The organism is Nonomuraea cypriaca, assembly GCF_015645445.1.
Taxonomy (GTDB): Bacteria; Actinomycetota; Actinomycetes; order Streptosporangiales; family Streptosporangiaceae; genus Nonomuraea; species Nonomuraea cypriaca.
In genome coordinates, this window is sequence record NZ_JADOGI010000008.1 from 83,794 (window position 1) to 94,784 (window position 10,991).

Here is a 10,991-nt window from a genome sequence, read left to right on the forward strand (position 1 = left end):
GGGGTCCATATCGGAGTCCATGCCTGGCCGGGTCATACCACGACCTCGCCCTCGGCGAATTCGGGCCACACATCGGCCATTCCGTCAGGCAGGTCGTGGCGCGGCCGGTAGCCGAGCGCCCTGGCTCGGGAGATGTCCAGGACGACCGCCGGCATCTCGCCCTGCTTCGCGGGCACCTGCTCGACCGGGATGGGCCTGCCGGTGACCTGACGGGCCGCCTCGATGAGGTCGTTGACGCTCACAGAACGGCCGGACCCGACCACCAGCGGCCCGGTGTGGCCGGTGCGCAGGGCGAGCAGCACGGCCTGGACGACGTCGCCGACATGCACGTAGTCGCGCAACTGGGTGCCGTCGCCGTACACCTGGACGCCGGTGCCTCCGGCGGCCGCCCGCATCAGCCGCGGCACGAGGCTGTCCTTGTGCCGCATGCCGGGGCCGTAGACGTTGGCGAAGCGCAGGGCGCAGGCTCGCATGCCGTATGAGGCGGCGTACGCGTTGAGCAGCATCTCGCCCGCCGCCTTGGTCGCGCCGTACGGCGTGAGCGGCCGCGGCGCCAAATCCTCGTTGATCGGGGTCGTCCCCACGTCGCCGGTCACCGCGTTGGTGGAGGCCAGGACGAAGGAGGGCACCTCCTGCTCCCTGGACAGCTCCAGCAGGTCGGCGGTGGCCTCGACGTTGAGCCGGTGGGTCCCGGCCGGGTCGGTCACCGATCGCAGGACCGAGGTCACCGCGGCCAGGTGGACCACCGCGTCCAGACCGGACGAGACGGCCTTCCGCCGCACTTCCGGCTCGCACAGGTCACCGGTGACGCACTCGACCGCGTCGTCGGGGTATTCGACCAGATCCGCGACCACTACCTCGGCGCCGCCGGCCAGCAGGGCAGTCACGAGACTCCTGCCGATGAATCCCGACCCTCCGGTGACGAGCACCCGGGCCCCGTCAAGCTCCCGCATGCGCGTTTCCTTTCACTTGGGTCACAACGACCCTATCGGGCTCCGCCGACCCGGATGTCCACATGCCGCCATGGGCGGCGTCCCTCCCCTGATCACGTAGGCTACCTTTCTCCGGCCAACGACCCGCGGCACGGATCGCGACGACGGCCCGAACGACGTTGGGGGAGCCGTGAGCTTTGCTGTGACGATGGGACCGCCGCTGGCTGTGGGTCTGGCGCTCGCGCTGCTCGCCGGGCGTCGTGGCTGGGCCCCGCCGCTGTGGGCGGCGCTCGCCGTCGGCGCGGCACTGCGCGTCTTCGTCATGCTGGTCGCCGCTCACGACCCCGCGCAACCGTACGACTTCGACCAGGACTTCCCCCTCGCGGGCGATTCAGTCCTGCGTGGCGAGAATCCGGCCATGCACGTCCGTGAGGGCGGCTGGCACTTCCTGCCCCTGCTCGCCTACGTGCTGGCCGGCCAGATCGAGCTCGGCCAGCTGCTGGGCCTGTCGTGGAACGTCGCGGGCCGCATCGTGCCGGTCCTGGCCGACCTCGCGCTCATCCCGCTGGTGGCCAGGCTCGCCGGCGGCGGGCACCAGAGGCTGCGCGCCTTCCAGTACGCGTGCGTTCCGCTGGGCGTGATGGTGAGCGCCGTCCACGGCCAGTTCCCGCCGATCACGCTGCTGTTCGGCGTGGCCGCGCTGGTGTGCGCCCGGTCCAACCGCGTCCACGCGGCGGGCCTGCTCATCGGCCTGTCGGTCGCCTGCACCAACTGGTCGGTGCTGCTCGTGCCCGGGGTCGTGCTGGCCGTGGCAGGGGCGCGCTCCCGGCTGACCGTGCTCGGCTGGACCGCGGGCGTTCCCGCGGCCGTCCTGCTGTCCAGCTCGGTGTTCCTGGACACCCCGCTCTGGCAGCTCCCCACCCTCGCGAAGACCATCATGTCCACCAGGCCAGTGGTGGGCGACTGGGGCTGGACGTCACTGGCGACGGGCGGCGGTCAGATCGTCTCCCCCACCCTGGGCAGAATCGGCATGCTGGTCCTCCTCGCCGGCCTGGTCGCGGCGGCATGGTGGTGGCGCGGGGCGGACCCGATCGACCTGACCGTCGTCCTGCTGCTCGTCTTCCTCGTCCTGACCCACCGCCTCGGCGCCCAGTACCTGCTGTGGCCGCTCCCCTACCTGATCGCCCGCCAGAACCGCTGGGCGTGGCCCGCGATCATCGCCGCCACCCTCTGGGCCGCGTTCGGTTACCTACGCCTGTACGACGTCTTCGGTATGGGCTGGTGGGCGGGCCACATGTGGTGGGCGTGGTCCTCGTTCCTCGTCATCCCGCTCCTCCTCCTCGCGCTGCCCTGGCGGCGACGGGCCACCGCCTCTCAGCCCGCCGGCGAGACCGTCACGAAGGACACCGTGCCGGCCGTCGAATGAGCGGCCTGGCCGATCATGCCCGGGACGCCGGCCGCGCGCCGAGCCGCCGATACTTCACATTCGGCCGATCTTCGGGCAAGCAGGTCAGACGGTCCATAGATCACGCTCGGCCTGTCGCGGGACGGTGTGGCCTGTTAAGGTGACCGCGGGTGCGCCGGGAAGTCGGGTCGGCAGTGTGCGTGTCGATCTTCTGGAGGCAGTACATGACGAGCCGCCCGTGGATGAGTCAGGCGGGCGTGGCTCGGTTGGCGCAGGTGCTGATGGCCACCTGGCCATTCCTCATGATGGGCGTCGTGTCCGGAGTGGATCTCCTGGCCGGGCCACAATATGGCTTCCTGTCTCTCCTCGCGCTCGGGCCTGCGTTCGCGAGCCTGGTGGGCCGGGTTCGCCGGACCATGTTCATCGGGGTCCTGGCCCTGATGCTCTCCCTGCTGCTGGCCATGTACGACAACCTGATCGGCACCAGGCAGAGCACGCTGAGCCTGATGTCGATCACCGGGGTGACGGCGGCCGGTGTCCTCGCGGCGATGGGCCGGCAGCGGAGGGAGCGGGAGTTGGCCAACGTCCGCTCCGTCGCCGAGGTGGCGCAGCGGGTTCTGCTGCGACCGGTCCCACGCCACGCGGGTCACCTGCGCGCGGCCGTCTCCTACACCTCTGCCAACGCGGACGCCCACATCGGCGGCGACCTGTATGAAATGGTCACCGGTCCTGGCGGGGTCAGAGTGATCGTGGGCGATGTGCAGGGCAAGGGACTGGAAGCGGTGGAGACCGCGGCGACGGTGCTCGGCGCCTTCCGCGAGGCCGCCCACGATGAGCCGGATCTGCTCCGGGTGAGCGAGAGGCTGGAGAAGTCGTTGAATCGACGCCTCTCCGGCGAGGAGTTCGTGACGGCCGTCCTGGCCGAGTCCACCGCCTGCGGGACGCTGACGCTGCTCAATTACGGTCACCCCGCGCCGCTGGTTCTCCGGGCCGACGGGACGATGGTGCTGGCTGAGCCGGACGTCCACGCACCACCCCTCGGCATGCCCGATCTCGGCGCTCAGGGACCACGCCCGCACCGGGTCACGTTCGGGCCGGGCGACCAGATGCTCCTCTACACCGATGGCGTGATCGAGGCACGGGACCGTTCCGGCCGTTTCTATCCGCTCGCCGAGCGCTCCTTCCTGCTGGCGGACGATGACCCCGAGGCCGCGCTGGAGAAGCTCAGGCTCGATCTGGTATCCCATGTCGACGGCCCCTTGCAGGACGACGTGGCGATGCTGCTACTGCGCTCCAGGGAGACGGGCGACCACTGACGGGCCTGCCCGGTCAACGCGGCGTCGGGCCGACCGGCTGAGGCAGAGTCGGCAGGGGACCGGTCGGCGCGGCGCGAGATCCCGCGGTGAGCAGTGTCGTGGCGAGGGCGGCCAGGGACACCAGTGTGAGGGTCACGGCGATGGCCCGCAGCGGGCGGCGTCGCCGGCGTTCGTAGCTCCGGCCTGGCGGGCCGCTCGGCCGGCGGCCGGCGATCCAGCAGGCGACGCCCATCGCCAGGATGGACACGCCCGCCATCGGGTGCGCCTTGACGACGGCGGCGCCCAGCGCGATCAACGACACCGTCGTACGCGTCCAGGCGAGCTCGGTTCGCTCCCTGGCCAGGCCGGGATCCCACTCGGGTTCGGGAAGAGGGCCGTCTCGGTGAGCCATCAGACGGGCAGGACCACGAACGCGGTGGCGGCGAGCGCGACCACCGTGACGACGATGACCAGGACGCGGGGCAGCGAGGAGCGCGGCAGGCGACGGCCGTGACGCATCGCGCGCTGGTTGCGACGCCATTCGAGGTACGCGCCCCCCGGCAGGAGCGCGCCCAGCACGATCAGCGGCAACGCCAGCATCCGCCGCCCGCCCGGCAGCCCGGCGAACGGGGGTAACACCTGCACGATCGCCAGCCCCGCGATGACCAGCGCGAGCGCGGTACGGCTCCACGCCAGAAAGGTTCGTTCGTTGGCGAAGGTGAACCGGACATCCGGCTCAGAGCCGCCGTCCTTCGCCTGCTCCTGCTGCACATTCCCCATGTAATCAGACGATAACTGTCTGGAGTCGGCTGTCCAGGGGTCCGGCCGGATCGCGCGGGAATCGCAGCGAACGGCAAGGCGCTCCCACCCGCGCACAACCTTCTGCCCCTTCCGCCACTTGAACCACCACGCTTTCATTCGGCTACTTAGAGTGACAATCGTTTACTCAAAGTAAGGATCAGCTGATGCCAGAAAGCAGCCCGCTCGCCCACTCGGGGCGGTTCGCGTGATCATCGATTTCCCCCTCCTCGTCGGTTCCTTCCTCGTCGCCGTGATCGTCGGCCTGACCGGTATGGGCGGCGGCGCCCTGATGACGCCGATGATGATGCTCTTCTTCAACGTGCCGCCGCTGGCCGCCGTCTCCAGCGACCTGGTCGCCTCGGCGGTCATGAAGCCGGTCGGCGGCTACGTACACTTGCGCCACGGCACGGTCAACCTGCGGCTGGTGGCGTGGCTGTGCGCCGGGTCGGTGCCGGCCGCGTTCTGCGGGGTGTTCCTCGCCCGCGCCTTCGGCGAGGACGCCGCCGCCCAGCAGGCGGTGAAGTACGCGCTGGGGATCGCCCTGCTGCTGGCCGTGGGCGGACTCGTCGCCAAGGCGTGGCTCGCCACGAGGGGCCACTCACAGCCGGACGCCGACATCGCCGGCATCACCCTGCGCCCGGTTCCCACCCTGCTGGTGGGCATGCTCGGGGGCGCCACGGTCGGGATGTCCTCGGTCGGCGCCGGGTCACTGATCATCGTCGCGCTCCTCGTCCTCTACCCCACGCTCAAGGCCAACCAGCTCGTGGGCACCGACCTGGTGCAGGCCGTACCGCTGGTCACCGCCGCCGCCCTCGGCCACCTGCTGTACGGGGACTTCCAGCTCCACCTCACCACCTCGCTCATCCTCGGCTCGATCCCCGGCGTCTACCTCGGCGCCCGCGTCTCCTCCAGGGCGCCGAGCGGAGTCATCCGCGCCATCCTCGCGGTGGTGCTGCTCGCCTCGGCGCTGAAACTGCTGGAGGTGGGCAACCTGGCCACGGCCTGGATCCTGTGCGGCACGGTGACGGCGGGCGCGGCCTGCTGGCTGTCCATGAGGCGCGGCAAGACGCGCGCCGCACCCTCCGAATCCGCCGCACCCACTCCCGCCCCTGCCAACCACCCGGGCTGACCCCCAAGCGACGCACTCATCTCGGCGGCACGCCCTCGTGCCGCCGATTCACTTCGGCGCGCCGGCCAGGCCTTGCCAGAGGGCCGCCCCGGGCTCAACTGGATCTCGGATCATCGCCTCCGAACCCGGGAACCTCTTGAAACGAGTCCTGCCCGCCCTCGTCCTGGCCATGGCGACGCCGACGGCTCCGTCCCCTGGGGGTGTCTTGACCCCGATCACCACGCAACTACCGGCGCGTACCCCACAGTTCCAGTCAGTCGAACTCGCCATCCTTGACACCCTTGACGAACGCGTCCCACTCACCCGGGGTGAACGTCAAAACGGGCCCATCGGGCTCCTTGGAGTCCCGTACGGCTTGACTGCCATCCGGGAGCGCCGCGACTTCGACGCAGTTGTCGCCGGACCCGGAATAGGAGCTCTTTCGCCAGGCAAGGGAAAGATCCATGATCGTCTCCTAGCTTAGTCGATCGACCAAGTTGGCCAGGTATTCAACAGATGAGTCTGGACTGAGCGCCGATGACCGTATGAGGTCGAAGATCAGCCTATAACGTGTGAGCTCTTCTGGAGTTTCCAGATAGAGGTCACTCGTTGCCGTCTCGATATAGACGACGCTCGGATCACTTTGGTCTGGGAAATTCAAGATCGTGAATGGGCCGTCCATCGCGGCGTGGGCGCCGGCCGAGTCCGGAAGGACCTGCACGTAGATATTCGGCCTGGCGCTCATGTCCACGATGTGCCGCAGTTGATTTCGCATCACCGATGGGCCACCCACAGGTTTGGTCAGCGCGGCTTCGTCGACGACCGCCCACAGGGTGGGTGGCGTCTCGCCCTGCAAGATGCCCTGCCTTGTCAGTCGCGCTTCTACGCGGCGGCGAATCTGGTCGCCGTCCAGGATCTGGCCGCCTTTGAGCATCGCCGTGGCGTAGTCCTCGGTCTGGAACAGTCCCGGCACGCGGAGATCCTCGTATGTGTTGATCAAGGAGGCTTCCGCTTCGAACCCTGCCAGGGAACCGCGCCAGATGTCCTGGTAGTGGGCCCACCATCCCTTCTCCCGCGATTGACGAGCCAGCGTCAGAACAGCCTCACGCTGCGCTTGATCCGTCACGGAGTACAGGTCCAGCAGCGCCCGGATGTTTCCCAGATCTGGCCTGGTCCACTTGTTGGCCTCCATCTTGTTGAGGCGACCACGTGACCACTCCAGTCGGCGTCCCGCCTCTTCGACGCTGAGTCCGGCTTGCTCGCGCAGGCGGATGAGTTCGGCGGAGAGACGGCGTCGACGGATTGTCGGGCTTGCCATAGTTCCTCCTTGGCGAGAAAAGGACAATTCCGCATGTAGAAACTTTCGCCTTGAAAGTTTCTACGCAGCCAGTCGCTATGAGCATATTACTCATGACCCTTCGTGATGGAGGTCGCTTGTGGATGGCCAGGCGCTGCTCAGAGACAGCACGGCGGCAACCTGCGCGTGTGGGTGCGTCGTCCACGGGTTCAAGGTGACGCGGCGATTCACGCCGGACGCTTGAGCACGCCTTTGGGACGAAGGCAAGCGCTCGTCCCCATGACGACGAGCGGAGACAACCCCCGGGCGTCCTCGGGCGTGGTGACGCAACCACCCGCCCGAGGACTGGATCAGGAACTCGGAGCTCCCTGACCTATGAGGAACCTTAACCCCGCCACCCCGTGCCCCACACGAGACGACGACTCAGGGGAAGCGTGCTGGGATCTGCCCGCCGTCCCCGAGTCGGTGGGTACAGCACGCCGGCTCGTACGCGAGGCCCTCGCCGCGTGGGGCCTGTCCGCCCTGGCCGAGGACATGACCATGGTCGTCTCCGAGGTCGTGACTAACGCGGTCGTGCACGCGAAGTCATCGATGACCCTTTCACTGCATCGCCAAGGGGAGAGCGTTCGAGGCGAGGTCGCCGATCGCAGCATGGCGTGGCCGACCCCGTTGCCGGCCGATCTGGAAGAGGAGCACGGTCGCGGGCTGACGATCGTCGCGGCGTACTCCGAGCGATGGGGCGTCGATCCCTCGCCGGACGGCAAGACCGTCTGGTTCGTCTGTCAGATGTCCGCGTCGCCCTGCACGACATAAACCAGCCCCACGTCCAGCCCTGGGTCCTCTGGGGCGAATTCGTACGTGAGCGCCGGAGCATGCGTTGACACGCCCGCCAATGGATCGGCGCTGGAGCCGATCGAACGATCTGCCTTGGAGTTCGGCATGAAGATGGAGGAGTTCCACGGCCCGCATGTGGAACCCGCACAGGAGGGGCACGGCGCGATCAACTGGTCCGCCCCGATATCCAGATGTACCTCGATCAGGGTCCGCAGCCACACATGCGAGTGCGCGCCAACCGTCTACGAACTCTGCACGGCCGGAGGCCTCGCTCACATTCGCCGGACGGTGAAGTCGGCCCGGGGGCGATCGCGTCAGCGAGAGCCCGTGGGTCCGGGTCGCCGAAGCGAAACAGCTATGGGAAAGCCTCCTTGAAGGACGCACGTGGTAGCGCGGGCACCACAAGAGAGATCGCCGACCCAGCAGGATGGATCACCGCGTCCAGCGGCTCAGGCGGTGACTGTACTGGGCGCCTGCATGGCAGGCAGCCGAAGCCGAGTCGACGCGGAGTTTCGAGACGGCCGCAGCCGATGCTTCGACAGCATGGATGACCTTTTCGCCGAGAGCGACGCCATCCGGAAATCCGATCCCATACTGGGAAGCCGATGAATTTACATCACTGTCCGTGCTGGCGATGTAACAATGTGCGTCATGCCGTCCCCCCGACATGACGTCCTCATCAAGCTGTTCGCCGACCGCCCTCAACTAGCGGTGGAGATCCTGCGCGACTTCATGGGAGTAAACCTGCCCGACACTTCACTGCGGCTGGAGAAAGCCACCTTCAACACCCGTCCCTCCGACGACATCGAGCCCGATCTCGTCATCACCCTAGGACCCCCGCAATCTCCCGCCCACGCCATCATCGTGGAGATCCAGCAGGACAAGTCCAAGAACCCCCGGCAACTCGCCCGCTACGCCGCCGCCCTGTGGCTGATGCTGGGCTGCGACGTCTCAGTCCTGGTCATCTGCCCCGACCGCAATGTCGCCGCCCACTACGCACAGCCGATCGAGTCCGGGCTGACCGGCTACCGCTTGCGGCCCTGGGTGCTGGGACCGGACGGCATCCCAGCCATCACCGACCCCCACGAAGCCGCCGCCCACCCAGACCTCGCGACCATGTCGGTCATGGTCCACGGCCGCAACCGGAAAGTCATCGAGGCGTTCATCACCGCGCTGACCGACGTGACCGACGAACACGCTCCGGATTACTATGAATACGCATACAGCATGTCCGTGCCCGAGATCCGCCGTCTCATGGAGGAGATCATGAAGTCCGCGTCCACCAGCTGGCCGGTCTACAGCCCCTTCGCCCGCGAACACTTCACCCGCGGCAAAACAGAAGGCAAGGTCGAAGGCAAGGCAGAAGGGGCTGCCAGATCGCTGCTGCTCGTCCTGGCCGCCCGCGGCTTCGACATCCCCGACGACACCCGCGCCCAGATCACCACCTGCACCGACCTTGCCCAACTCGAAACCTGGCTCACCCGCGCAGCCACCGCCCAGACCCTCCAAGACCTGTTCCACGAACCGGGCTGACCAGAAACACCTCCGACACCACCATGTCGGCAACGCATCCTCGACACGCTGAACGGCACCACCAGCCAACCGGTGGGCACCCCGCCCAACAGCGGACGGGCAAACAGCCCGACGTCTCCCTGAGTCCCCCGACCGACCACCTGTCCGCCCTGGCCGATGACATGACCTACATGTGGAGGTAATCGACGCCGGCTCCTCCACCACGGCACCCGCCGTACGTGCCCCGGCCCTCGACGATGACGGCGGCCGGGGCCTGTGGCTGGTGGACCTGCTCGCTGAAGAATGGGGATTCCAGGACGACGAGACCGGCGGATCGGTCTGGTTCCAGCTGACCGGGCGCCATTGACCTCTTGCCACTAACGGCCTTCACCACATGGAACCGCAAATCTGAGTTTCGCCCCGGGCGGGACCATGCCTCACGTATCGCGGGTCCTGTGTCGCTTCTTTCGAGCCGCAGGAGCCATGTACGGCTCCGCGCCGTTTACGGTGAGTCGCCAGACGCCGGACCCTCTCTGTGCAGGGTCACCGCTCACGCTTGTGAAGGCGGTGGCGGAGTTTGGTGGAGGCGGCCAGGAGGGTTCGGGTGAGGAGGGCGAGTTGGGCCCACAGGACGATGGCCAGGCAGAGTACGGCGGGCCAGAAAGACGCGGTCAGTGGGCCGGCCGCGGCCTGGTCGAGGGCGCCGGTCACGGTCCTGGTCATGAACGGCAGGTAGAACCACCACAGCCAGAAGGCGGCCACCCCCAGCCCGGCCAGCCACACCCAGCGGAACCAGCGGCCAACCTGGACGTCGCGCGGGTTGGCGGCGGCGAGTTCCTTGGCCTGATCCGCGGTCAGGCGGCCGAACGCCCGCCGCAGCAGCAGGGTCTTGACCCGCCACAGGTTCCGGCAGCCGGTGACCATGGCCAGCACCGCGTACAGGTCCGTACGCAGGAACAGCATGAACTGCCAGAGCATGGTCACGCTCTTGGCGAGGATGAGCATCTCCACCAGCGCCAGTGCCGTCCCGGGCAGGGTCAGTGCGCCGGACAGGACCGCCAGCCTGATCCCGAGCAGGGCCGCGAGGATGAGCGAGTCGAGGGCGATGCCGGCGAGCAGCGGGCCGTACCGTTGCCGCCGGGGCAGCCGCCACAGCTGGGACAGGTCGGTCTCGAACACCACGAAGTACAGCCGCCAGTCCACGCCGAACCGGGCCGGCACTCCGGCGGCCACCGCGGCCAGCCAGTGCCAGCACTCGTGCAGTGCCGTCATCACGCGGGTCAGCACCAGGAAGAGCAGCAACCCCCAGCCCGCCTCGCCGAGCGCGAACGCGTCCGCGGCGCTCGGGCGGATTTCGGGGAGGGCGACCAGGAGGGCGACGGCCAGCACGAACGCGGCGGCGTACCCGAGCCAGGCCACGCGACCGAACAGCGGGCGGACGAGCGCCCGGGACGGGCCGCGCAACCAGCCGGACAGTTGCAGCGCGCTCGACTGCCGGACCTCGGCCGGCCTGGCCGGGTCGTCGAGGAAGCCGAGCCTGCCGAGGGTGGTGACGAAGGCCGGCACGTCCACCGGCTCACCGGCGAACCGCTCCGCGGCGACGGCGGCCTCGGCCACCGTCGCCCCCCGCAGGAAGGCCCGGATGACGACACCGCCGACCGGCGGCATCGCGACGAACCGGCCGGTCTCCGGGTCGCCCACCACGACCTGCCCGCCGTCCTCCGTCAGCGTCAGCGACCGCAGCCGCGGCCGCTCGTCCAGGCTACCGACGGGAGCACTCACCGGCGTACTCCGACCGGCCCCGCCT

General features: G+C 68.5%; 12 protein-coding genes. 6 read left to right on the plus strand and 6 right to left on the minus strand.

The window, feature by feature from the left end:
- Nucleotides 1-32: 32 nt before the first annotated feature.
- Nucleotides 33-953, minus strand: a complete 921-nt coding sequence (locus ITP53_RS04710; protein WP_195894030.1) for an NAD-dependent epimerase/dehydratase family protein — start codon at nucleotides 951-953, stop codon at nucleotides 33-35.
- 169 nt (nucleotides 954-1,122) lie between these two features.
- Between ITP53_RS04710 and ITP53_RS04715 the strand changes: the two genes are divergently transcribed.
- On the plus strand, nucleotides 1,123-2,358 hold the full coding sequence (locus ITP53_RS04715; protein WP_195894031.1) for a hypothetical protein: 1,236 nt from the start codon (nucleotides 1,123-1,125) through the stop codon (nucleotides 2,356-2,358).
- A gap of 203 nt (nucleotides 2,359-2,561) precedes the next feature.
- Nucleotides 2,562-3,653, plus strand: a complete 1,092-nt coding sequence (locus ITP53_RS04720) for a PP2C family protein-serine/threonine phosphatase (RefSeq protein ID WP_207755529.1) — start codon at nucleotides 2,562-2,564, stop codon at nucleotides 3,651-3,653.
- A gap of 13 nt (nucleotides 3,654-3,666) precedes the next feature.
- Here the strand turns inward: ITP53_RS04720 and ITP53_RS04725 are convergent, their stop codons facing one another.
- Nucleotides 3,667-4,044: a DUF202 domain-containing protein gene (locus tag ITP53_RS04725; RefSeq protein WP_195894032.1), complete on the minus strand. Its 378-nt coding sequence runs from the start codon at nucleotides 4,042-4,044 to the stop codon at nucleotides 3,667-3,669.
- Nucleotides 4,044-4,412 carry a YidH family protein gene (locus ITP53_RS04730; protein WP_195894033.1) on the minus strand — a complete coding sequence of 123 codons (369 nt, stop codon included), beginning with the start codon at nucleotides 4,410-4,412 and terminating at the stop codon, nucleotides 4,044-4,046. The genes ITP53_RS04725 and ITP53_RS04730 overlap by 1 nt, the downstream gene beginning before the upstream one ends.
- A gap of 226 nt (nucleotides 4,413-4,638) precedes the next feature.
- On the opposite strand from ITP53_RS04730, the gene ITP53_RS04735 reads away from it, so the two are divergent.
- Nucleotides 4,639-5,562: a sulfite exporter TauE/SafE family protein gene (locus ITP53_RS04735; protein WP_195894034.1), complete on the plus strand. Its 924-nt coding sequence runs from the start codon at nucleotides 4,639-4,641 to the stop codon at nucleotides 5,560-5,562.
- A gap of 253 nt (nucleotides 5,563-5,815) precedes the next feature.
- Here the strand turns inward: ITP53_RS04735 and ITP53_RS04740 are convergent, their stop codons facing one another.
- Both ITP53_RS04740 and ITP53_RS04745 read right to left on the minus strand, forming a co-directional pair.
- Nucleotides 5,816-6,007 carry a DUF397 domain-containing protein gene (locus tag ITP53_RS04740; protein WP_195894035.1) on the minus strand — a complete coding sequence of 64 codons (192 nt, stop codon included), beginning with the start codon at nucleotides 6,005-6,007 and terminating at the stop codon, nucleotides 5,816-5,818.
- 9 nt (nucleotides 6,008-6,016) lie between these two features.
- On the minus strand, nucleotides 6,017-6,859 hold the full coding sequence (locus ITP53_RS04745; protein WP_195894036.1) for a helix-turn-helix domain-containing protein: 843 nt from the start codon (nucleotides 6,857-6,859) through the stop codon (nucleotides 6,017-6,019).
- A gap of 354 nt (nucleotides 6,860-7,213) precedes the next feature.
- On the opposite strand from ITP53_RS04745, the gene ITP53_RS04750 reads away from it, so the two are divergent.
- The 3 genes from ITP53_RS04750 to ITP53_RS04760 all read left to right on the plus strand — a co-directional run bounded on the left by ITP53_RS04750 (nucleotide 7,214) and on the right by ITP53_RS04760 (nucleotide 9,551).
- The gene (locus ITP53_RS04750; RefSeq protein ID WP_195894037.1) at nucleotides 7,214-7,651 is read left to right on the plus strand and encodes an ATP-binding protein; all 438 of its coding nucleotides are present in this window, start codon (nucleotides 7,214-7,216) and stop codon (nucleotides 7,649-7,651) included.
- Nucleotides 7,652-8,383: 732 nt separating this feature from the next.
- Entirely contained in the window at nucleotides 8,384-9,205 is an 822-nt protein-coding gene (locus tag ITP53_RS04755; RefSeq protein WP_328813972.1) for an RpnC/YadD family protein, read from the plus strand.
- Nucleotides 9,206-9,377: 172 nt separating this feature from the next.
- The gene (locus ITP53_RS04760; RefSeq protein WP_195894038.1) at nucleotides 9,378-9,551 is read left to right on the plus strand and encodes an ATP-binding protein; all 174 of its coding nucleotides are present in this window, start codon (nucleotides 9,378-9,380) and stop codon (nucleotides 9,549-9,551) included.
- A gap of 176 nt (nucleotides 9,552-9,727) precedes the next feature.
- Here the strand turns inward: ITP53_RS04760 and ITP53_RS04765 are convergent.
- Nucleotides 9,728-10,991, minus strand: a 1,264-nt coding sequence (locus tag ITP53_RS04765) for a hypothetical protein (RefSeq protein WP_207755531.1), incomplete at its 5' end; no start/stop codon positions are given.

Excerpts from the sequence above, each read along its gene's own strand:
- ITP53_RS04710 (WP_195894030.1), bottom strand. The coding sequence starts at position 953 with ATGCGGGAGCTTGACGGGGCCCGGGTGCTCGTCACCGGAGGGTCGGGA.
- ITP53_RS04720 (WP_207755529.1), top strand. The coding sequence starts at position 2,562 with ATGACGAGCCGCCCGTGGATGAGTCAGGCGGGCGTGGCTCGGTTGGCG.
- ITP53_RS04725 (WP_195894032.1), bottom strand. The coding sequence starts at position 4,044 with ATGGCTCACCGAGACGGCCCTCTTCCCGAACCCGAGTGGGATCCCGGC.
- ITP53_RS04730 (WP_195894033.1), bottom strand. The coding sequence starts at position 4,412 with ATGGGGAATGTGCAGCAGGAGCAGGCGAAGGACGGCGGCTCTGAGCCG.
- ITP53_RS04740 (WP_195894035.1), bottom strand. The coding sequence starts at position 6,007 with ATGGATCTTTCCCTTGCCTGGCGAAAGAGCTCCTATTCCGGGTCCGGC.
- ITP53_RS04745 (WP_195894036.1), bottom strand. The coding sequence starts at position 6,859 with ATGGCAAGCCCGACAATCCGTCGACGCCGTCTCTCCGCCGAACTCATC.
- ITP53_RS04750 (WP_195894037.1), top strand. The coding sequence starts at position 7,214 with ATGAGGAACCTTAACCCCGCCACCCCGTGCCCCACACGAGACGACGAC.